The organism is Anoxybacillus gonensis (genome assembly GCF_001187595.1).
GTDB classification, from domain to species: Bacteria; Bacillota; Bacilli; order Bacillales; family Anoxybacillaceae; genus Anoxybacillus; species Anoxybacillus gonensis.
The window spans coordinates 2,736,320-2,759,622 of sequence record NZ_CP012152.1 but is presented as its reverse complement, the minus strand read 5'-3'; the positions used below and the strand labels follow the sequence as shown (position 1 = coordinate 2,759,622).

Sequence of the window (23,303 nt, the reverse complement as noted above, 5' to 3'; positions counted from 1 at the left end):
AAAGGTTTCACAAATCATAATTTTAAACGAATAGACAGATTAAGTAAATAAAAAATTTTCTAAAATAATATAAGAGGATAGCTTTTCGCCATCCTCTTATTTGCGATGCATTTTAAACTGTAAAAACAATTCATTGTAATATGCAAGCATGCTTTTTCCGAGATTTTCATACACTTCAAGTTTATTAGCCAGTTGTTCGCTCGGGTAAAAACGTTCATCTTCAACAATTTCCTTCGGCAAATATTCGAGCGCCTTTTTATTTGGCGTTGAGTAGCCGACGTATTCGGCATTTTGGGCTGCATTTTTCGGATCAAGCATAAAATTAATGAATTGATGGGCACCTTCAATGTTTTTTGCCGTCTTTGGGATAACCATATTATCAAACCATAAGTTTGTTCCTTCTTTTGGGATGACATAATCGAGCCGTTCATTTTCCCACATTATTTCTGCCGCATCCCCTGACCAGACGATGCCGATTGCTGCTTCTTCGTTCGCAAGAAGCATTTTAATTTCGTCACCGACGATCGCTTTGACGTTTGGCGTGAGGGCATCTAGTTTTTGCTTTGCTTGTTGTAAATGTGTTTTGTTCGTATCGTTGAGCGAGTAATGTAAACTATTTAATGCCATTCCTATAATTTCGCGCGCGCCATCGACAAGCAAAATTTCATTTTTAAACGCCGGATCCCATAAATCGTTCCAACTCGTGATTTCCTTTCCGCCAAGTAGGGCACGGTTATAGACGATGCCGACCGTTCCCCAAAAGTAAGGAATGGAATATTGATTCCCTGGATCAAACGATAAGTTAAGGAAGCGTTCATCAATATAGCGTAAGTTTGGGATTTTTGCATGATCGATAGGAAGTAACAACCCTTCTTCTTTCATTTTGCTGATGGCGTATTCTGAAGGGACAGCGACGTCAAATGTCGTGCCACCTTGAGCAATTTTCGTCATCATCGCTTCGTTTGAATCAAACGTTTGGTAAATGACTTTCAAGCCTGTTTCTTTTTCAAATTTTTTAATGAGTGCGGGATCAATGTAGTCGCCCCAGTTATAAATCGTGACAGTATTGTCTCCTCCATACCCTTCAGATGATTCGATCGTTTTTGTAACATAAAGCAAACTAAAAGCAACGAGCCAAACAAGCAAAAAAAGCGACAATATTTTTTTCATTTTTGTCCCCCCTTCACGCTAGCTCGTTTTGTCATAACGTAATACACGACGACGAGAGAGAGCGTAAATAAGAAAAGAAGGGTAGATAAAGCGTTCACGGATAACGAAATCCCTTGTCGTGCCCGCGAATAAATTTCAACAGACAACGTCGAAAAGCCGTTGCCCGTCACGAAAAACGTAACTGCAAAATCATCAAGCGAGTATGTGAGCGCCATGAAAAACCCAGCGAAAATGCCGGGGGTAATGTATGGGAGGACGACTTTCGTCAATACGTTCCATTCGTTTGCCCCTAAGTCGCGTGCCGCGTCAATGAATGTTGGGCTCATTTCTTGTAGCTTTGGCAGCACCATTAACACGACAATTGGAATGCTGAAAGCGATATGAGACAGAAGAACGGACGTAAAGCCGAGCTGAATGCCAACGATCGTAAATAAAATGAGAAACGATGCCCCGATAATGACGTCAGGACTGACAATTAAAATGTTATTTAACGTAAGCAACGTCTGTTTCCAACGATGTTTCGCATAATAAATGGTGATCGCCCCGAAAACGCCAATGATTGTCGCAAGCGATGACGATAATAATGCGACGATCATCGTATGCAATACAATGATGAGCAAGCGCGTATCATCAAACACTTCTTTATACCAATCGAGCGTAAACGATTCGAAATGATGCATCGTTCCGCCACTATTAAACGAATAGTAGATTAAATAAAAAATAGGCATGTATAGTATAAAAAACACAAGCGCTAAATAGAGGCGAGAAAACTTCATTGTCTCACCCCCCATTTTTTATTCCCTGTCAACGCCATGATACTAGCCATGGCAATCATTAAAAAGACAGCGATTGTCGCACCCATTCCCCAGTTTTGCGTCACGAGAAAATGTTGCTCAACAGCGGTGCCAAGCGTAATGACGCGGTTTCCAGCGATCAACCTCGTCAACATAAAGAGCGAAAGCGACGGAATGAACACCGCCTGACAGCCTGCTTTTACGCCATCAAGCGTAAGTGGAAAAATGACGCGACGAAATGTCGTCCATTCGCTCGCTCCTAAATCGCGTGCCGCATCCATGAGAGAAGGATTCAATTTTTCAAGCGCATTAAAAATCGGCAAAATCATAAACGGAATAAAAATATAAACAGATACGAAAACAAAACTAAAATCTGTAAACAATAACTGCTTCGTTCCGATTCCGATGGCTTCAAATAGCGCATTGATTGCGCCATACGTGCCGAACAATCCGAGGAAAGCATACGCTTTCAACAATAAATTGACCCATGTCGGCAAAATAATAAGCAACAACCATAGCTGCTTATGCTTCGTTTTCGTCAATAAATAGGCGGTTGGATAAGCGATAAGAAGCGAGATGGCTGTAATTAAAAATGCATACCAAAACGAATTAAACGTCATTCGTAAATAAACAGGTGTGAAAAAAGTTTCATAGTTCACGAGCGAGAAATGGCCTTCCATATCGAAAAACGAATAATAAACGATAAGAATGATCGGTGCAATGACGAACAACCCGATCCATAGCCAATATGGGATAGCATAAGCGTAACGGCGCATGTTACTCCCCTCCGCTCTGCTTCATGACATGGATCGCTTCCGGTTCAAAATGAAGGCCAATTTCTTCCCCGATTTCCGCCTTTTTTGTTGAGTGAACGAGCCACTCGTTCCCATATGCATCATAACAACAAAGCTCGTAATGAACACCACGGAATAAAACAGAATCGACGCGCACGCGCAATTTGCCTCGTTCAACAGTTGTTAATTCTAAATCTTCAGGACGAATGACAATATCTACCCGTTCATTTTTTGCAAAACCGTGATCGACGCACGTAAATTGTTGATTTGCAAATTCCACAACAAAATCGTCAATCATCGTGCCAGCAATGATGTTTGACTCCCCGATAAAATCAGCGACGAAGCGGTTGACAGGCTCATCATAAATATCTTTTGGTGTACCGCGTTGCTCAATTTTTCCTTTATTCAATACAAAAATTTCATCTGACATCGCAAGCGCTTCTTCTTGATCGTGAGTGACGAAAATAAATGTAATGCCAAGTCTTCGTTGCAGTTCGCGCAACTCATATTGCATTTCTGTTCTCAATTTTAAATCAAGTGCAGAAAGCGGTTCATCTAACAACAAAACTTCCGGCTCGTTGACGATCGCGCGGGCGATGGCGACACGTTGTCGTTGTCCACCTGACATTTCATGAATCGCGCGTTGTTCGTACCCTTCTAAGTTGACGAAACGAAGCGCTTCCTTTACTTTTCGTTCGATATTTGCCATGGGCATTTTTTTAATGCGCAAGCCAAACGCGACGTTTTCAAACACGTTTAAGTGAGGAAAAAGAGCGTAATCTTGGAACACCGTATTCACTTGCCGTTTATTTGCTGGAACGTTGTTTATTCGTTTTCCATGGAAATAAATATCGCCTTTCGTCGGTTCGATAAAACCAGCGATTAAGCGAAGGATGGTCGTTTTTCCGCAACCGGACGGACCGAGAAGCGTATAAAATTTTCCTCGCTCGATTTCAAAACTAACATCATCGAGCACAGGAAGATCATCATCGTATTGTTTTGTCACATGGTCAAAGCGAATAATGACGCGATCGTCCATATTGTTTTTCCCACCTCATTTAGCTATTTTTAAATTCATTATGAACGATCGGTTTATATTGGGCAACTTTTTATTGAAGGACACCGTAGCTAATGATTTCAACGGTTGGATGAATATCGATCTTTGCTTTCGCAAAAGCTTTCGGCCAGCTTTTTTGTTTTTGAAACGGTTTGTATTCGTAAGCGCGGGCATACAAACCAAATCCGACTGGATCGACTTCGTACTTTTGCATTTTTTTGACGATGCTCTCCAGCTGTTTTTGTATTTCCTTTGCAAGCCATTTCTCGACTTTTTTCTTTTCTTTTTTCATATCGATGTATGTCGTTGACTCCGTGACGATTACGCCGAGCTTCATACGAACGTCAAAATGGAACACCCCATTTCGAAATGACGGTTTATATGAAAAATCACCATGTTCAATCGAAATGCTTACGTATTCTTTTTGTTTAGTCAATTCTTTCGTTTGAAACGTAAGCGATGTAGCAGGTTTAACATTTTTTTTCAATATCGCAAAATACGGGCTCTCTTTTTGGGAAAGGCTACCGACATATTTTCGTTGTCGATTAAATAAAGCAATGCCACCTGCTACTAAATCCCCTTTATGCACTTTTAAAATGGGGGCAAATGGAGTTTGGGCACGATCGAGCGATGAACGCCGAAAATCAAGCATATTAATTTTTGTTGTTTGTTTACTTACATGGGCCGTTAATATGACATCGCGAATAGCGACAGATAAACGCGGTTTATCTTCAAGACGAACGTACATTAAATCTTTTAACGGACCATCAAAAACGATAAAATTCGCTGTTGTTGAATTTTTCGGATCGCGATAAAACACATCCAAGTAGGAAAACATGTCGTGTTTTTTCGTGAACGTTTTACTGACGATAATGTTTTGCGCTTTTCCACCAACAATTTTTCCAGACGCAAACGCGTTTGCTTTTGACCGTCCGTCGCGCGGCGTCATTCCAATTGTACGAATGACTTCGTAAATGTTTTTAGACTCTTTATTAAACACAGGGCTAATCGAGTAAACGAGTAACTTTCCATCTTTCCCCTCATCTAAACCGACCGTCAATGCGAGTGTTAATTCGTCAAGTTGAGTTTTCATTCCACATCCACTAGCTATAAAAAAGCAAAGTATGGCATATATACACTTTTTCATTTGTTTTTCCCTCCTTGAAACCATCGTGCAATGGAGGTGTAAATAAATAAACCGATAGGGAAAAAGTACGCTCCCCATAAACCGTATCTTTCCCACCACGAACCCATCGTTTGAATATGAGAAAACGATGGATTGTATAAAAACGACGTGAAAATAAATATACAAACAGCAACGAGTAATACGATCGTATGATCCTTTTTTCCAATGAGTTGACTAATGCCAAAAACAGTTGTGAAAATATAGGGGATGCCTGTCGTTGACATCACGAACAAATAAAACGATAAAAAAATCACTTCAAACCGTTCGATAAACGAAAATTCGATCGTTTTAAGCAGCGACAACGTCGGCCAAATAAGCGAAGGTGTTTCGTCTGGGCTAAAAAAAATAAAACATGTGATCGTAATGAGCAAAAATGTAAAAGCCGAGATGCTGTTGGCGATGACCATCGCTTTTACCGCATGCTTTTTTTCTTTTAAAAATGGGTAAAACACGAACGCTAATTCAAATCCTAAAAAAGATAAAACTGTCGTTTTCACCGCTTGAATAATTGGAGCCCATCCTTCCTTGAGCATAGGGAGCATATGCAAAATTGTCCCTTTTTGTAACGGCACAGCAATAAGAATAGGCATCCAAAGCGTTAAATAAAAGACAACTTCAGCATAACGCCCAAGTACACGCACACCATTTCGTGTAATTAAAAAGCCAGGGAGCATAAATAACATCATAATGAGATAGTTTGGTGTGTTTGGTAAAACCCATACTTGTGTAATATGAATAGAGGTAAAAACGACGGTGATTGACGCTAATAAAGCGTAAGCGACAAAAGCAAGATGAAGAAACGTCCCAAATATACGGCCGAAGTAGCGACGAGAAAGATCAAAAATCGTGTCTTGTTCATGCTTTTTCATCGTTTTTATAATGATCGTACTTGCGATGATCGAAATGATCCAGCCGATGACAATGGCGATCCATCCATCTGTATTGGCGATATCGGCAAGTTGGGCTGGAAGCGATAAAATGCCAATGCCGATTTGTGTGCCTGAAATGAGAAAAATATATTGCATCGTTGTTATTTCGTTAAATTGATATCGTTTCATACCCACCACTTATTTACGAAATTTTTTTTGTCTCGTCAGTTGCGTTGGACGGGCGGATAATGGGCGCGTGCGCATCATCCAAAGCGGGAAGCGCAAAAGTGTATCTTTCCAATCGCGCAACCGCGCAGGAGCAAACGGACTTCCTGCAGGTGTGCCGAGCGACTCTAATGAAATCAAATGGCCGATAATAAGCATGAACCCGATAACCATACCGACTAAACCAAATAAAGAAGCGGCAATCATCATTGGAAAACGCAATAAACGAATCGACTCGGACATATCTGGGTTCGGAATAATAAACGATGCAATGGCTGTCAACGAGACGATGACGACCATAATGTTGCTGACGATGCCGGCTTCAACGGCTGCTTGTCCAATGACGACACCGCCAACGATGCCGACCGTTTGTCCGATCGGTGCAGGTAAACGCAACCCCGCTTCACGTAACATTTCAATCGCAAGTTCCATTAAAACGGCTTCTAAAAGCGGTGGAAGCGGGACGCGTTCGCGCGATTCGCCAACGGTTAACAATAAATTGAGCGGAATAATTTCGTAATGAAACGAAAGTGCTGCGATGTAAGCAGACGGTAAAAAGATCGCCATAAAAAAGGCAAGCAAGCGCAACAGTCGCAAAAACGAGGCGATCATCCAACGTGTACTGTAATCATCAACGGTTTGGAAAAACGTAATAAACGTCATCGGACCAATCATGACGCTAGGCGAGCGGTCAACAACGATAACGATGCGCCCTTGTAATAAGTTGCTGACCGCAGCATCTGGTCGTTCCGTCAACAAAAATTGCGGAAACGGTGAAAACGGATTATCTTCAATATGTTGCATTAACTCCCCGGTATTGACGATCGTATCGACATCAATTTGTTCAATCCGATCTTTCAACTCTTGCAGCACTTCTGGATGAGCGATGTCTTCTAAGTACAATAATACGACAGGGGTATGTCCGCGTCTGCCGACGGTCGTTTCTTCAATTTTTAATTGTTGGTGTGGCAAATAGCGGCGAATTAACGCGATATTTTTTTCACACGTTTCAATAAAACCTTGGTGCGACCCTTTAAGCGATGATTCAATTTGCGGCTCTGCGATCGCGCGTTGCGGCCATCCTTGCGTATCCAACAACAATACATGGTCGTCGCCGTCTAAGAATAGTGCGGTTTCCCCTTGAAACACCCGTTGAAAGACATGTTCCCATTTTGTCGTATATGATTTTGAGCCGATTGGCAATTGAATATCAGCAATCGTGTGAATTTGTTTCGTTTCAAATAAAAGCGGATTAATAATGTTATTGTTAATCGAGTTTTTATCAACGAGCGTGTTGAGATAAATAAGCAACGCTCGTCTTTTTGGTTCCCCAATAAATAGATGACAATATATGAGATCAGGCGTTTTTGAAAAATAATCACGCAACGTTTGTTCGTTCATATCGAGCGAGTGCGTGACGGTTTGTTGTATTCCGTTCATCATTCATCCCCTTTAAGCTGTTGAAGTGGTTCGATAGCTGGTCCTTCTAGCACTTTTCCAGTAAAACAGAAGCGTGAACCGTGACATGGGCAGTCCCATGACCGTTCACTATTGTTCCATTCCAGTTCGCAACCCATATGCGTACACGTTGTATCGACGACATACAGCGTGCCTTGTTCGTCGCGGTAGGCACCTGCCCGTTTTCCGTCTACATTGACAACGGCTCCTTCCCCTTTCGATATGTCGCGCGGGGTACGAAGGGCATATTCCAGTTTTCCAGTTAAAAAATGTTTAGCGACATCAATGCCCTCAGTGAACAAATTGTTTAGTGACGGGTCAGCGATAAATCGTGACGGAGTAAATAAATGCGCGTAACGATGTTCTTTTTGTAACGCTAAATGTGTCAAAAGACGAGCTGCAACCATACTTGTCGTCATCCCCCATTTTCGATATCCTGTCGCGACAAGAATGTGCGGAAGACTTTTGCGAATCGGACCGATGTATGGAAGATTGTCTAACGTGACGAGATCTTGCGCCGACCAACGATATAGCACATGTGATAGCTCGAACGTATGTTCACAAAACGATTGTAACGCTTCATAGTGGTGAATCATGTTGATCCCTTGTCCGACTTTATGCGACTCGCCGCCAACGAAAAGAAGTGTTTTTCCATCCATTGTTGTACAGCGCAGCGACCGCTTTGGTTCATTTGCGCTTAAATACATGCCTTGCAATCGTTCGTGAGCTTCGACTGCAATGACGTAAGATCGCTCTGCATGCAAGCGTGCAAAGTAAAAAGCAGGGTCAAAAAACGGAAAGTGGGTACAAATGACAACAGTGTCACAAGTGATCGTTGCTCCATTTTTCGTTTGTACAATCGGCTGCGTCGTTGTCTCAATATGTTGTGCAACAGTTTGTTCGTAAAAAGATGCCCCGTATTTTACAGCAAGCTCGACTAATGTTTTTATATAATGGAGCGGATGAAATTGCGCTTGGTTTCGCATCATGACTGCACCTTGGATAGAGAAAGGAAGCGACAGTTGATCGACATATGCCCCATCGATGCCGAGCGTTTCATACGCTTTCCATTCCGCCTCAAGCTTATGTAATTGCGTTTCTTCGGTTGTATACACGTATGCATCTTCTAGCGATACGTCGCAATGAATATTGTGTTCTTTTACGATATGCAAAATCGATTGCAACGCTTCTTTGTTTGCTTCGTAATATTGCCGAGCGCTATCTTCACCGAAGTGGGCAATCAGTTCATGATAAATGAGATCATGCTGGGCAGTTATTTTTGCGGTCGTATGCCCTGTTGTGCCGTGACATAGCCGGTCTGCTTCGATGACGGCGACACGCACTCCTTGTTTAGCGAGCAAATAAGCCGTTGTAATGCCTGTTATTCCTCCACCAATAATCGCTACATCCGTTTCAATCGGTTGCGTCAAAGATGGAAAAGACGGAAGCGTTGTTGTTTGTAGCCAATACGATTGAGATAACTTTGGTAAAGACATGTTTTTGTTCCTCCATACCCATGTTTTTCTTAATTTTCCCCAAATCGAAAAGTTTATGATGAACATTTGCAAAGATGATAAAATGGAAATAGACGAGTATAGAAACGTTTTTATAACATAACGTAAGAGGGAGATTGAAAGTGAATAAAGATGCAAACATTCGTTTACAAGATAACGTGGTGTTAGAACATTATGGGCTTAATGAGTTGCATTTAGAATCTGTTCGTCATTATCGCGAACAATTTGCAAAAGCAAAGCCAAACCATCCGTGGAACGGGTTAGAAACGAAAGATTTTTTATATAAAATTGGGGCATGGGGAAAAATACGAGATACAAACAAAGAAGGGCTCACATTAGCAGGGCTCCTTATGTTTAGTGAAGAGCGAATGATTACAGAAGTTTTACCACAATACTTTTTAGAATATCGCGAATATGATGATCATGCGGTGCATTGGACAAACCGCTTTACTTCACAAGACGGAACGTGGTCGGGAAATATTTATGATTTTTATTTTAAAGTGATGAACGAGCTCAAAGATGTATCTACATTTGAAAAAGAAGCGGTGCATGAAGCGCTTATCAACGCGATTGTCCATGCCGATTATAATGGCGATGGAGGCATTATTGTTGAACGGCAGCAATCATATATACAATTTTCTAATCCAGGGCTTTTCGGCATTCCTTTAGAACAAGCATATAGCGGCGGGATTAGCCATTTGCGCAATCCGAATATGTTTAAAATGTTTATTTACATTCAGTTTTGTAAACGTGCTGGAGTCGGTTTAAAAACAATAGAGACGATTTGCTCACAACAACTTGCTGTCGAGCAATATGATTTTCAAAAACGAACGGTCGTTACATTGCCTATTGTGTCCTTCTCAGAAAGACACGAACATATAGAGGAGATCGAGGCAGTAAGTGATTGGACGGACGATGTGCCATTGTCGGACTCCGTAAATAAAGAAGAAAACTCCTATAATATCGAACAAAACTCCGTTAATAACGAGATTAAGTCCATAAATAACAAACCAAACTCCTTAAATAGTGAAATTGACTCCGTGAATAAAGGGTTTAACTTCATAAATAACGAGGACAAACCCGTAAATAAAGAACAAAACTCCGTAAATATCCCATCCGACTCCGTAAATAAAGTGGGTGAGGAAGAAGAAATAAATGTCGATCAGGAGTTATGGAACATTGCTGAAATTGCACGTAAGAAAAAAAGGCTTGCACCGACCAAAATGGAAGAAATCATTTTGCAACTATGCGCTCATCGACCGTTAATGTTAAAACAATTAGCGTATTTACTAGATCGGACGCCAGACGGTTTACGAAACAACTATTTAGGAAAGTTATTAGCAGAAGGAAAAATGCGCTTAAAGTATCCAGAACAACCAAATCACCCAAAACAAGCATATATGACGAATAAATAATATTCATGATTTGTTCAATATTTCACAAACTATAATCGACAAAAGAATGTTACAATGATGGTAACAAAAGAAAAGTTGAGGTGACAGAAGATGCTTGTATGCGAATGGAGAAACTTTTCAACAGATGCGGAAACATATACACTAGAGATATTTGAAGAAATGATTGGCGATGAATTTGAAGCGATGATGTTTGAAGATGATCAAGAAATTCCTTCTTATATATGGACAGTAAACTATGTTGTCATTGTGAAACGAAATACGCGCATGTACAACGATATTTCGTTTACGAAAATCCCACGCAATCCAGTGTGTGAGTAACCGTCTTTTTTAACAAAAGACGGTTCTCTTATAAAAATAATTGCTCAACATTTCACAAAGTTGACACACACGAAAGTGATTCCTTTCGTTATAATGTAAATGTGAAAACAATCACATTTTATTTTTTCAATTATCTTGTGAAAAGTTTCACAAGAACAATATAGGAGGGTCTTATATGGCTATTGATGAAAAAGTATTAGACCAAAAGAAAGAAGTTACAAAAATGATTGATACGCTTGTGGCTAATGCGCAAAAGGCGTTAAAAGCGTTTCGCGATTACGATCAAGAAACGATCGATCATATCGTCAAACAAATGGCGTTAGCTGGGCTTGATAAACATATGTATTTAGCAAAATTAGCGATTGAAGAAACAAAACGTGGCGTGTATGAAGATAAAATTATTAAAAACATTTTTGCGACAGAATACATTTACCATAACATTAAATATGATAAAACGGTTGGCGTCATCCGCGAAAATGAACAAGAAGGCATCATTGAAATTGCCGAGCCTGTTGGGGTGATCGCTGGGGTTACACCGGTAACAAACCCAACATCAACAACGATGTTTAAGGCGCTTATTTCAATCAAAACGCGCAACCCAATCATTTTTGCGTTCCACCCATCTGCGCAAAAATGTAGCAGTGAAGCAGCACGTATTTTACGCGATGCAGCCATTGCAGCTGGCGCGCCAGAACATTGTATTCAATGGATCGAAACGCCTTCTGTTGAAGCGACTCAACAATTAATGCATCATCCTGGCGTTTCGCTTATTCTTGCGACAGGTGGAGCAGGCATGGTTAAAGCGGCATATAGCTCAGGAAAGCCAGCATTAGGGGTTGGACCTGGTAACGTGCCTTGCTATATTGAGAAAACTGCAAATATAAAACGTGCCGTGAACGATCTCATTCTATCAAAAACGTTTGACAACGGTATGATTTGTGCGTCTGAACAAGCGGTTATTATTGATAAAGAAATTTATGATGCCGTGAAAAATGAGATGATTGCAAACAAATGTTATTTCTTAAATGAAGAAGAAAAGAAAAAAGTTGAAAAGCTTGTCATTAATGAGAATACGTGCGCAGTCAATCCGAATATCGTCGGTAAACCAGCATATGAAATTGCGAAAATGGCAGGCGTTGATGTGCCTGTTGATACGAAAATTCTTGTGGCAGAACTAAAAAGCGTTGGTCCGCAAGAGCCGCTTTCTCGTGAAAAATTAAGCCCAGTATTGGCGTGCTATAAGGTGAATAGTACAGAAGAAGGTTTAAAACGAGCAGAAGAAATGCTTGAATTCGGTGGACTTGGCCACTCGGCTGTCATTCATTCAGAAAATCAAGAAGTCATTCTTGAATTCGGTAAGCGAATGAAAGCAGGACGGATCATTTCGAATGCCCCATCTTCACAAGGAGCGATCGGTGATATTTACAACGCATACATTCCGTCATTGACGCTCGGTTGCGGCACATTCGGTGGCAACTCTGTTTCGACAAACGTTGGGGCGACACATTTAATTAACATTAAAAAATTAGCGAGAAGGAATGTAAACATGCAATGGTTTAAAGTTCCGCCAAAAATTTATTTTGAAAAACATGCGACACAATATTTAGCGAAAATGCCAAACATCTCACGTGCCTTTATCGTTACAGACCCAGGCATGGTGAAGCTCGGCTATGTTGATAAAGTGTTGTACTATTTACGCAAACGCCCAGATTATGTGCATTGCGAAATTTTCTCAGAAGTTGAGCCAGATCCATCGATTGAAACCGTCATGAAAGGTGCCGATATGATGCATGCGTTCCAACCAGACGTCATCATTGCTCTTGGCGGTGGTTCAGCGATGGATGCGGCGAAAGCGATGTGGTTGTTCTATGAACATCCGAATACAGACTTCAATGGGTTAAAACAGAAGTTTTTAGATATTCGTAAGCGTGTATTTAAATATCCAAAACTCGGTCAAAAGGCGCAATTTGTCGCGATTCCAACAACGTCTGGTACAGGTTCAGAAGTGACATCGTTTGCGGTCATTACAGATAAGAAAAATAACGTTAAATATCCGCTTGCTGATTATGAGTTAACACCAGATGTCGCCATCGTTGACCCGCAATTTGTTATGACGATGCCAAAACATATTACAGCGGATACAGGTATGGACGTATTAACACATGCCATTGAGGCGTACGTATCGAACATGGCGAACGACTATACAGACGGATTAGCGCTAAAAGCGATTCAGCTCGTTTTTGAATACTTGCCACGCGCATACAAAAACGGCAACGATGAAGTAGCGCGCGAAAAAATGCACAACGCATCAACCATTGCTGGTATGGCATTTGCGAACGCATTCTTAGGCATTAACCATAGTTTAGCGCATAAACTTGGGGCAGAATTCCATATTCCGCACGGACGTGCAAATACGATTTTAATGCCGCATGTCATTCGTTACAACGCGCAAAAACCGAAGAAATTTACAGCGTTTCCGAAGTACGAACATTTCGTAGCTGACGAACGTTATGCTCAAATTGCGCGCTTGCTCGGCTTGCCAGCAAGAACGACAGAAGAAGGAGTAGAAAGCCTCGTTCAAGCGATCATTAAGCTTGCAAAAGAACTTGATATGCCATTAAGCATCGCGGCAACAGGCGTCAGCAAAGAAGCATTCGAAAGCAAAGTTGACCAACTCGCTGAATTAGCTTTCGAAGATCAATGTACAACAGCTAATCCAAAATTGCCATTAGTCAGCGACCTTGCCGACATTTATCGCCAAGCGTATAAGGGAGTGTAAGAACTAAAAAGTTTTTCCATTATGAATAACAGGGGGGAGCGTTCCGTTACTTTTGGAACGCTCCTTTTTCATATCTTGAATTTATAACCTTTCATAAGGAATATTGCGGAAAATACGGATATACATGTTTTCTTTTTTTTTTTATAATTAGCAGTGAACCGATCGGTGACGTACAAAATTAGGGGAAGAAGGAGCGATAAAATTGAAGAAGAAAATGTTTGCTATTGTCTTTTCGATGGCGTTAGTTTCTATTGGAGTCGTAGCTCATGCTGGAACAAACTACGAGGGGTATGACGTTATTGTTCCGAAATTTAATGGAAATGCATTTACTCCACAACAAGAAAAATCTAAAAGCGGAGAATCGGTAGATTTGAAAGTGTCTACCTTAGGAAAAGCGATTGATGCAAGAGCTCATTCATATGATGGTGGAACAGGTAGTTGGGTGCGGGTAGCTACTGTTGGTGGACCGTTTAAACTACCTAATTCGATCAAAAAAGGTGCAAGTACGAGAGTGGAGTTTAGTACAGATTTCAATGAGGTTGTTGATGTACGAGTGAAAGGTGAATGGCGCAGCAACTAAAAGCAGGGAAGATCGTTTCCCTGCTTTCCATCGAAGAGAGGGAGGAGGATTGTTTTGCAAGAACAAGTACGTGTTGAGTTGAAACGAATGTTAAATAAACGAAATGTGATCATATGGACTTCGGTTGTACTTTTTCCTATCGCGTATTTTTTCGTGATTAAAGATCAATATGTTTTTTACAGATATATTGAGATATTTTTACGTTTATATTCTGGAGGTATTTCTCTTTTCTTTCCAATTTTAATGGTTTTGCTCTATGCTGTACATTTTTTGGATGAAAAGAAAAATCGATTTCTGCTTTATGCACAAGCAAGGGTATCTCTTTCACATTATTTTTTTAGTAAAATAATAGCAAATGCAATTGCTTCATTTGTAATATCTTTTCTAATGATGTTTATTCCCTTCATTTTTTGTATGTATATTGTGCCAAAGCTTGAATTAGTCAGTTTATATGAACATTTAAACAATCCGATTCCATATACGACATTTGAACAACTTCTATCGCTTGGCACTTTGTCTTATGGTTTAATTTATGCAACATGGGTTGGGTTGAATGGAATGTTGTATGCCACTTTCGGATTAGTTTTAGTGATGCTTATGGATAAAATGCTCGTTGCGTTTTTTACTCCATTTATCTATTATTTGCTAGGCACCTTTTTTGCTCAAATTGTAGGATTAGATCAATTTGCTCCAGATGTATCTATTTTTCCTTTTCGGATTTTTCAACAACCGATGTGGACGGTGCTCGTTCCATTTTTCTTATTAACGTTTATTGTTTCTGCTTTATTTGCACGTGTAAAGGGAAGAGTGGATGAAATGTATGTTTAGGATTTTTCATAGCAAGCTGGATTACTTCAAGTGGAGTGTCGTAGCGTGCATCATTTATCTTTATAGTTTAAGAAGTAAGGAATACATTTTTTTCCTAAGTTATACGGGTAAGAAAGAAGTGAATATATGGGATTTCATCATATCTTATTTCGGGAATCCGTATCTCGTTACATATTTCATCTTTCCATTTCTTTGCTTCTACTCTGTTTTTTATATTGTTTCTTACTATGAATATGTTGTACTCATAAGACTAGGCTCTTTAAATAGATGGGTTTATCAAACAACGATTCGCTTTTTAGAAATACTTATAACAACTATTTTCATATGGTCGTGTGTCAGTCTGATCTTATTAAAAGGGGTTTCATTCTCTAGTTCTTGGAGCACTTTGAGTAAAGATTATATGCTTCTTACTGAAACCCAGACAATACAGAAGTTTATTCACGATCCGTTCGTCGCGTTTTTGTGGCAAATTTTATTGCTCTTTTTCTTTTTTATTTGTTTGCATATTATTTTTTGTTTTTTCTATTTACTTATTCAACGAGTTCGAGTGCTTATTGTCTTTGTATTTTCCATATGGGTGTACACCATTGTGTCTTTTAAGCGTTTTCCAAATCACCTTGGAGAATTCAAGATACCTAGTTATTTTTCTCTTACACAAACTTTAGAAACATTTCGTCATCAGGCATTTCCGTTTTTTGTATTCTTTTTTATTGCATGTGTATTGGTTGTATTGTGGAACAGGAGAAGGATCATGGAGTTTTTCAGCCAATACAAACACATGGTGTTGTTCTTGTTGACAGTTTTTGTAGTGATGTGGGTACAACAATCGAAAAATATGAAAACGTCAATGGACTTTTTTGGAGTTGTTTTTTTAGGCACAACAAAACATTTACGCCTCTTGCCTCTTTTAACATATATGATTATTTACGTAGGATTTGTTTATATTGTCAATGTATGTTGGGAAAGAGAAAAAAAGAACATGATTTATTACGAGCTCATACGGTATAGCTCCGTTCTTAAGTGGTTAAAGAAAGAGACTTTAATGGTGACATGGCTTGCTTTGCTTTATCTCGTGTTTCTTTTTTTTGTATCACTTGCGATTTCGCTATTAAAGGGGCTGTCGTTTCGTTTTTTCACTTCATTTCAACAAGACATTTCATTATTTTCTTTGTTGTACCACTTTTTTATTAATGGTTATTTACAAATAGTTGTGTATGTGTTGTTCGTCATGCTTTTTAATTTTTTGACCCGAAATCGGTTTTATGGTATAGCGTTGCTCGTTATCATAACGGGATGTTCCACTTCACCGTTCATTCCATTTAAGCTAAATAGCTTAATATATGTTTTTGAAGGAAGATCCGTTTATTTGATTAGCCTTGTTTTGATTTTATGGTTGACGGGAATAGTAATGAGTATTTCCCTTCTTTTGCGAAGAAAAATGTTTTAGAGAAGGTGATCAACATGGTGCATATTGAACTGCAAGATGTATGCAAATCTTTTAAAGGAGTTCCTGTCTTTCAACATGTGAACGTTATGATTGAAAAAGGAAAAACATATGGAATTATGGGTCCAAATGGTTCAGGGAAGTCAGTGTTTTTTAAACTCATATGTGGTTTTTTAAAACCTGATACTGGAATTGTTCGTGTAGATGGAAAAGAAATTGGTTTAAACAACCGCTTTCCAGATCACTTTGGAATTATTATTGAACGCCCAGGATATATATCAAATAAAACAGGGTTCCAAAATTTAAAAGAACTAGCCTTAATTAAAAATCAAATCGATGACCAAAAAATCCGGAAAACAATGGAACGGGTTGGGCTTGATCCAGATGCAAAGCAAAAAGTGAAACACTATTCATTAGGAATGAAACAAAAATTAGCGTTAGCACAAGCAATCATGGAAGATCAACAAACGTTAATTTTAGATGAGCCATTTAACGCATTAGATCGTACGAGTGTGGACAATATACGTCAGATGCTTCTTTCATTTAAGACGGAAGGGAAAACGATGCTTATAACAAGCCATAATCAAGAAGATATAGATATTCTCTGTGACCATGTGTTTGAAATTAATCAATATACGCTACAGCAGATCAAATGAAAAGCATGGGAAATGCTTGCCCATGCTTTTTATGTTTTACATTTAAGGTTCAATGATTCCTTCTTTTATTGCTTTCACTACCGCTCCAACTCGAGAATCAACTCGCAGTTTCTTTATGATGGTAGAAACATGATGTTCTACTGTTCGGCGGCTTATATTTAATGAATGACTAATATTCTCGTTTGTTTTATCTTGAGCAATTAATTTTAGAATGACAAGTTCCATTTTCGTTAGAGAAATGTTTTCTTCTTCATCTACATCATTCGGAAAAAATGCGAACCCTTCATATGCTCCGCGTATTGCATTCGCTAACTGAAGGATAGACTCCTCTTTTACTACAAATGCAGATGCCCCAGCATGTTTCGCAGCTCTTATGTATTCGCTATAGTTATATCCAGATAAAATGACAACTTTGCAATCTGGATATAACATTTTCATCTTCTTTGTCCACTCTAATCCATTTCCATCTTTTAAACGAATATCCATTACGATCACATGAGGATTCAATGTTTCGATGGATTCTTGTAGTTGAGATAAATGTAAAACTGTTCCCACAACATGCATATCTTCTTCTCTTCCAAGCAATTCTTTTACTCCTTCAATCATAAGCGCATGATCATCAACTAGTAATACTTTTATCTTCATGCTTTTCCACCTCTTCAAATGGAATCATTATAAAAATTCGTGTTCCGAGTTGCTGGTCGGAATATATGTCCCATCTTCCGCCTAACATATATAGTTGTTTTTCGATGGAAGCTAATCCGAAGCGATGTTTTTCGATTATTTGAGATATGTGTGTAGGGACGGAAAATCCATTTCCATCATCTTCAACAGAAATATGAAGCATCTCATCTTCTTCCCATAGTGAAACAATAATCAATGTAGCTTCTGCATGTTTAACAGCGTTATAAGCAAGTTCACGGATGATTCGATATAGAGTAACTTGTAAAGATGATGGAATAATTCTCATCCCTAAATCATAGTAAACTTCAACATCAAGACGGTGTTCGATTCTGATTTTGTTTCGCAGTCCATATAAGCTATTTTCTAAACCTAGATGTTCAACAAACATAGGGTATACGTTTTCGCACATATCGCGTACTTTGTGAATTTTATCTCGTAGCATCTCATAAATTTGTTTGTCGTCGTTTTCATTTTGTCTCAGTTGAAATCTTTGGAAGATAACAATAAGCTCTTGTAATATTTCATCATGTAAAAACATAGCCAGCTTCCACTTTTCATATTCTTGAATAGAGTATGCATGTTTATTAGTTAAGCTATTTGTTATTTGTTTTGTTTGGTATGTGAAATACCATTGAACCATTTGATATATAGTAATGGAAAAAATAATGAGTATATTTATGGGTAATAAAGGTAAATTATAGTTTATTGTGAACAATACAATATTACATATCAATAAACTTATACATAAAATGACGATTTTTCTCCCAATTTGCTTCGCAACGACGCGCCAATCTGCGATTCCTTGTTTAGTTAATAAATATGATAGAGTGAGAGGGAAGAAAATGATACTTACCATCGTATAATAAAAGGAAAGAAATGAAAAGCCAAATAAAATACTTGGAACGAAACTAAAAAGAATCATCGGAGCGAACGATAAACATAGGCCCAAAATAAGCACATATAAATCATTTTTTACTTTTTTTGAGTTCGAACCGAGGTGGGACGCAATTAACACACAACATGTACAAACAGCCATAATGATGTTAAGCACAATAAATAATCGAGCGATGATTTTTATAGATGGCTCATTTGCTGCTATATTTCCCCATGTATAAGTGACGAAACAAACGATGCCTGCCCACTTTGCAATAGAGGAAACAGCATGGAAGAATTTTGGTCTTGTTGAAATTGGAAAATATTTAAAAAAATTAAGAAGTGCGTAAGGTGCTGAACAAACAGCGAAGGCTTCGATCGTTTGTGCTGCTTGTATTCCTTGGCTTGAAGGAATGGCACATATAATGGCGATTGCACTGATACACATTAAAATAAAAAATCGTTGCACAACGATGGAATTTGTTTTTTGGATATACGTATATTTACCGATTAATAAGAAAGAAATACCGATAAGTAAAACGATATAATAAGGATGCTTCATATATTGTTCATGTGATTCGATCAAAATGTATGTAATGAGAAGAAAGGAAAGAATCCAAGCCGATGTAAAATATTTATTCATTTTATCACAAGCTTTCTAAGTATGTTTTTAGTGCATGAATTGCTTCTCTTTTTGTTGGAAAACAATCCTCTATTTGTTTCATTGCACGTTTCATAAATATATCAGAAAGAATGAAACAATAATCTAATGCCCCAGTTTTTTGTATGTAGTTTTTTATGATAGAAATGTGCTCTGGAAAGTCAGTAGAATGCAATGTTTCCAATAGCCATCCGTTATCATGTGTAAAACTGTATTCTAAAGCTTTAATAAGGGGTAAAGTTGCCTTTTTACGTATTAAGTCACTTTTTTTGTCGCATAAAATATCTTTGGCATCATTGCGCAGTTGACCACTTATCCCGATGTATGTTGCGATGTCGTACCATTTATATGCCAAGGAACCAGCTCCTAATTGACAAACAAGCCTTGTGAGCGATGATGATTTTTGCGAGATTAGTTGAAAATATTGCTTTTCTGTCGGAATGGATGAACTAATAGTGAAATGCAAATCTCGCCACTGCCCATTACATGCTTCTTTCAGTTCTTTCATCATACGGCATATCTCCGTTTTTAAGTTTCGGGGTGTATGCAAAGCTATCAAATGGATCGCTTCGACGAATAATGCATTAGCAATTGTAACGATTTCCCCTATAGTAACATTTTCCCTCATTATATTTTTTGTTTCTTCATCTGCGATATCGTCAAACAGATCGGTTGCTAAAATTAAAAACTCAATGGCTGCAGCATACGGAATAATTATGTTCGGTTGTAGACAATGATGAAATCGTACGATATAAGTATAAAACTCTGACCAAGAAAAATGGGTATGTTCGTTACATACCTTTCCTGGACAACGGAGTAGTATTTGAATATGTTCACGTATTTCTTCTTGAATAAGTGAGCCGTTGTCCAAGTGGTATACGATAAACGACTGAATTTCTTTTCTCGCTATATAAGTCAAAGCCACTGATCTCCCTTTTCTCTAGTTAAATCCTTATTTTGGAAATAATCGATAAGAGAGTGGAACGCATCGGGAGAAAGTTGCATTTTTACATGATTCCAGTCTTCTTGTGTAATAACTTGTTTCGTGTTGAGTTGTTGAATAACCGTCCATAAGTTCTTTTCCATGTTTTTTCCCCTTTCCTTTTTAAACAAAATTTTACTTTATAATTAAACAATTGTCATTTGTTTTTTGAAAAATAGGTATTTTCCGCAATGAAAATTGCGGAAAATACGGATATGATAGGATGGAAGTTTGTGCTAGACTGAAAGCGAGCCGGCTCGAGAAAATTCTAAATTAAGGTAGGGAAGAAAATGAGGAAGAGGCTTAAGAAATACTATAATCTAGGACTCTCTCTAGCTATGGGAATTGGGGTTTTGACTTTTTCAGACTTCACTTATGCTAGCGATGATAATATTGGTTTTAGTTTCGAGCTAAAGCCTAACTATGGAAATAGTTATTCTGAATCTCGGTATAGACAGACTACTGATCCGAATAACAAATGGAAGGTGAATTTAACTTACTCTTCTGAAGGGGTCGGTTCTATCGCTACTTTCTGGTTGGATAAATCTGGGTCTAGAGTATCTGATACACATGATGTAAAGCAAGGTAGCGGTGCCCATTATTATCCAGCTTTTAGCACGGCAAATCAATCAAATGTGCGTTTAGGGGCTGAAAACAATAACTATAGTCCAGATAGCTACGTAATAAGTGGTTACTGGGATGAAGAAACAAATTAAATGAATTGAATATTTGTTTACCGAAGATGAGCATTTATGATCATCTTCGGTTCTCCTCTTCATAAAACATGAAAAAAGTTGAGTGATAAAAATGATATTTAGTCATATGTATAGAATCCTAAAAAATAAACGGTCTTGGCTTTCTTTTTGCATTGTTTTATGTATACCATTTTTTGAAATTGCACAGTTGATTATGTATCAAAGAAATTCGAATGAAGTTTTTCATCCTGCTTTTGCGTTTTTTCTGACAGGTTCAAGCATTGGACACGCGCCGCAAATTATGCTGATTTGGTTTTTGCCGATTTATTTTCTCATGTTAGTGGCAGATGATCCCATTCAAGATTATCAAACGGGATATCGTTATGTGCTTATAAGTAAAATAGGGAAGAAAAAATATATTTTTCATAAAATGTTTATATCATTTATACTATCATTTTTTACTATGTGTATTGCATTAGTGGTAAACTTTATATTCGTTTCAATTATTTTTTCGGGAGGTACGTTTACAAAAGGGGTTATGGAATTAAACATTGAAGGCAATGCATTGTTTCAGTTTAGTGTAAATCATCCATATGCAGCTATATTCATTTTTTCATTTGTGAGTTGCTTTATGGCCGGTTTAGCAGGTCTCCTTGGGAGTAGTATGAGTTTGTTTTTTCTTGATCGGAAATATGCCTATGCTGCATCGTTTTTTATTTGGTTTTTAATGATTTTGAAAAGAAACTCTATTGTATACCTTTTTCAACCATTTACTGAGTATGGACTAGACGTGCTTATTCCAACTATTTTGTTGGCTTGGTTTATATTTTTAGTAATTTCTACTTTCGTGTTTGTGTATGAGGTTAAGTACAATGAAAGTTAAAAGATCGATACTTATTATCGTCTTATGGGGATTTTTTTCGTTCGTTTGGTTTCTGCAAAATAAACATTTCATATTTCAAAGTCATTTGCAACTTTCATTTACTGAAGTATTGTTGCTCATGAATAGTAGTGCGGTTGGATATAGTTCGATACAGGCTTATGCTTTGTTTTACACGATTCCATTTATTATTTGTGTCGATCATTTCTTTTTTCCAAAGTCCGTTTGTTATATTGTACGGTTCTCGAAACGTAGGCATTTGTATGTAAGAGTCTTTACTGAAATTGTTGTTGTGTCAATCATTTTTTCCTTTATGCATTCGCTTGTTAATGTATTATGTACGAGTTATTTCTTTTCTTTTGAAAAGCTGCAAGAAGTAAGTTTTTTTCGTATTGCTTTATGCAATAGCGTTTTACTTGTACTATTTTATACGTCTGTTGGGCTTATATATCAGTGTTTGAAACACTTGACGCACCAGTCACATGTAGCCTTTTTCCTAACATTGCTTCTTGTTGGAGGATGGTTCTTTATAGAAAAACTGTTTATAGTTACTTCGTGGGGACCTATGAAAGATTTGACCATATATACACAATGGTTTGAAGAACACTGGACGATGAAAGAATTTTTATTTGCTTATATAAGACATGCTCTTCTTGTTTTCTTTCTTTTCTTTATGCATTCATTTTTATATGAAAGAAAGGATTTCGTTTCATGATTCGTCAGTTCTCTTTTTTCCTTTTTGTTATCAGTTCATTTATCGTTCAGGCTATTTTTTTAAATCGTTTTCAACTGTTTTTTTCTTACAGTTCGTTTATTGACGGTGTTCCATTCACATCTTCACATAATCTAGTATATAAATATTTGCTGATTTGGTATTTGCCGATTGCTAGTATGAGTCTCTATTTTTCAGGGCATTTAGAAGATATGAAAAAGTACGCAATTGCTCTTTTTGTACGTAGCTATAATAGAATGAAATGGATGTTGAATCAATATGTGCATGCATTTGTTGTCACTGTAATTTTTATCTTCGTTCAAGCATTTATTATGTTTGTGTTTCATGCGTATAGTGAAAATATATGGACAGCAAATGGCATAAAAGGTTTGTGTATGTATTTATGTACCATATATACACTTATTTGTGTGCAATCGTTTTTGGAATTGTATATCGGAGCTAGGTTTTCTTATTTACTTGTCAATTTATATATTGTCTTTTCTATTTTATTGTCGAATGAGTTGCCACATGAATTGAATTGGATTCATTATCTTTTTATTCCGAATTACGGGATGGGTTTTCGCAATGGAGTAAGTCATTCACCTATTTTTGAACCGTACGTTATCCATTTTTCGATAGGGTGTTTGATCTTGTTATTTATCCAATGTTTACTCGTTTATTTTTCTGTTCAAAGAACAAAACAAATGGACTGGCTATAAAGTGAGGAGA

At 38.0% G+C, this 23,303-nt stretch carries 22 protein-coding genes; 10 read left to right on the top strand and 12 right to left on the bottom strand.

Annotated elements, in window-relative coordinates:
• Positions 1-96: 96 nt before the first annotated feature.
• The 8 genes from AFK25_RS14420 to AFK25_RS14385 form a co-directional block, all read right to left on the bottom strand.
• Positions 97-1,170, bottom strand: a complete 1,074-nt coding sequence (locus AFK25_RS14420; protein WP_019416482.1) for an ABC transporter substrate-binding protein — start codon at positions 1,168-1,170, stop codon at positions 97-99.
• Positions 1,167-1,946: an ABC transporter permease gene (locus AFK25_RS14415; protein WP_240483366.1), complete on the bottom strand. Its 780-nt coding sequence runs from the start codon at positions 1,944-1,946 to the stop codon at positions 1,167-1,169. The genes AFK25_RS14420 and AFK25_RS14415 overlap by 4 nt, the downstream gene beginning before the upstream one ends.
• Complete coding sequence (locus tag AFK25_RS14410; protein WP_009361044.1) at positions 1,943-2,740, bottom strand: ABC transporter permease; 798 nt, start codon at positions 2,738-2,740, stop codon at positions 1,943-1,945. The genes AFK25_RS14415 and AFK25_RS14410 overlap by 4 nt, the downstream gene beginning before the upstream one ends.
• A 1-nt stretch (position 2,741) precedes the next feature.
• Complete coding sequence (locus tag AFK25_RS14405) at positions 2,742-3,797, bottom strand: ABC transporter ATP-binding protein (RefSeq protein ID WP_019416480.1); 1,056 nt, start codon at positions 3,795-3,797, stop codon at positions 2,742-2,744.
• A gap of 70 nt (positions 3,798-3,867) precedes the next feature.
• A complete protein-coding gene (locus AFK25_RS14400; RefSeq protein WP_240468804.1) occupies positions 3,868-4,908 on the bottom strand; it encodes a Ger(x)C family spore germination protein in 1,041 nt (346 codons plus the stop codon).
• 50 nt (positions 4,909-4,958) lie between these two features.
• Entirely contained in the window at positions 4,959-6,059 is a 1,101-nt protein-coding gene (locus AFK25_RS14395; RefSeq protein ID WP_035064311.1) for a GerAB/ArcD/ProY family transporter, read from the bottom strand.
• Positions 6,060-6,068: 9 nt separating this feature from the next.
• Positions 6,069-7,538 carry a spore germination protein gene (locus AFK25_RS14390; protein WP_035064313.1) on the bottom strand — a complete coding sequence of 490 codons (1,470 nt, stop codon included), beginning with the start codon at positions 7,536-7,538 and terminating at the stop codon, positions 6,069-6,071.
• Positions 7,535-9,049, bottom strand: a complete 1,515-nt coding sequence (locus AFK25_RS14385; RefSeq protein ID WP_035064316.1) for an FAD-dependent oxidoreductase — start codon at positions 9,047-9,049, stop codon at positions 7,535-7,537. Before AFK25_RS14385 ends, AFK25_RS14390 begins: the two co-directional genes overlap by 4 nt.
• Positions 9,050-9,189: 140 nt before the next feature.
• Here AFK25_RS14385 and AFK25_RS14380 point away from each other — a divergent pair, with 140 nt between their 5' ends.
• The 6 genes from AFK25_RS14380 (at position 9,190) to AFK25_RS14350 (ending at position 17,087) form a co-directional block, all read left to right on the top strand.
• Complete coding sequence (locus AFK25_RS14380; protein ID WP_035064320.1) at positions 9,190-10,482, top strand: ATP-binding protein; 1,293 nt, start codon at positions 9,190-9,192, stop codon at positions 10,480-10,482.
• Between the two features lie 90 nt (positions 10,483-10,572).
• On the top strand, positions 10,573-10,800 hold the full coding sequence (locus AFK25_RS14375) for a hypothetical protein (protein WP_009361037.1): 228 nt from the start codon (positions 10,573-10,575) through the stop codon (positions 10,798-10,800).
• 175 nt (positions 10,801-10,975) lie between these two features.
• Entirely contained in the window at positions 10,976-13,579 is a 2,604-nt protein-coding gene (gene adhE, locus AFK25_RS14370) for a bifunctional acetaldehyde-CoA/alcohol dehydrogenase (protein WP_009361036.1), read from the top strand.
• A 202-nt stretch (positions 13,580-13,781) separates the two neighbouring features.
• Entirely contained in the window at positions 13,782-14,159 is a 378-nt protein-coding gene (locus AFK25_RS14365; RefSeq protein ID WP_012576285.1) for a hypothetical protein, read from the top strand.
• A gap of 423 nt (positions 14,160-14,582) precedes the next feature.
• A complete protein-coding gene (locus tag AFK25_RS15270; RefSeq protein ID WP_240483368.1) occupies positions 14,583-14,987 on the top strand; it encodes a hypothetical protein in 405 nt (134 codons plus the stop codon).
• 1,461 nt (positions 14,988-16,448) lie between these two features.
• Complete coding sequence (locus AFK25_RS14350) at positions 16,449-17,087, top strand: ATP-binding cassette domain-containing protein (RefSeq protein WP_035064329.1); 639 nt, start codon at positions 16,449-16,451, stop codon at positions 17,085-17,087.
• 42 nt (positions 17,088-17,129) lie between these two features.
• Here AFK25_RS14350 and AFK25_RS14345 read toward each other — a convergent pair whose 3' ends face one another.
• Genes AFK25_RS14345 through AFK25_RS15155 form a run of 4 tightly spaced genes read right to left on the bottom strand, consistent with a single transcriptional unit; the run spans position 17,130 to position 20,391 of the window.
• Entirely contained in the window at positions 17,130-17,732 is a 603-nt protein-coding gene (locus AFK25_RS14345) for a response regulator transcription factor (RefSeq protein WP_075039581.1), read from the bottom strand.
• The gene (locus AFK25_RS14340; protein WP_035064332.1) at positions 17,707-19,287 is read right to left on the bottom strand and encodes a sensor histidine kinase; all 1,581 of its coding nucleotides are present in this window, start codon (positions 19,285-19,287) and stop codon (positions 17,707-17,709) included. Before AFK25_RS14340 ends, AFK25_RS14345 begins: the two co-directional genes overlap by 26 nt.
• Before the next feature lie 4 nt (positions 19,288-19,291).
• Positions 19,292-20,230, bottom strand: a complete 939-nt coding sequence (locus tag AFK25_RS14335) for a polyprenyl synthetase family protein (protein ID WP_012576277.1) — start codon at positions 20,228-20,230, stop codon at positions 19,292-19,294.
• Complete coding sequence (locus AFK25_RS15155) at positions 20,221-20,391, bottom strand: hypothetical protein (protein WP_163150849.1); 171 nt, start codon at positions 20,389-20,391, stop codon at positions 20,221-20,223. The genes AFK25_RS14335 and AFK25_RS15155 overlap by 10 nt, the downstream gene beginning before the upstream one ends.
• A 186-nt stretch (positions 20,392-20,577) precedes the next feature.
• Here AFK25_RS15155 and AFK25_RS14330 point away from each other — a divergent pair, with 186 nt between their 5' ends.
• From AFK25_RS14330 to AFK25_RS14315, 4 genes are all read left to right on the top strand, one after another.
• A complete protein-coding gene (locus AFK25_RS14330) occupies positions 20,578-21,003 on the top strand; it encodes a DUF2712 domain-containing protein (protein ID WP_035064338.1) in 426 nt (141 codons plus the stop codon).
• 91 nt (positions 21,004-21,094) lie between these two features.
• Positions 21,095-21,865 carry a DUF2705 family protein gene (locus AFK25_RS14325; protein ID WP_297989711.1) on the top strand — a complete coding sequence of 257 codons (771 nt, stop codon included), beginning with the start codon at positions 21,095-21,097 and terminating at the stop codon, positions 21,863-21,865.
• Positions 21,840-22,577, top strand: a complete 738-nt coding sequence (locus AFK25_RS15350) for a WxPxxD family membrane protein (protein WP_156185735.1) — start codon at positions 21,840-21,842, stop codon at positions 22,575-22,577. Before AFK25_RS14325 ends, AFK25_RS15350 begins: the two co-directional genes overlap by 26 nt.
• Complete coding sequence (locus AFK25_RS14315) at positions 22,574-23,293, top strand: DUF2705 family protein (protein WP_035064343.1); 720 nt, start codon at positions 22,574-22,576, stop codon at positions 23,291-23,293. The genes AFK25_RS15350 and AFK25_RS14315 overlap by 4 nt, the downstream gene beginning before the upstream one ends.
• Positions 23,294-23,303: the final 10 nt, after the last annotated feature.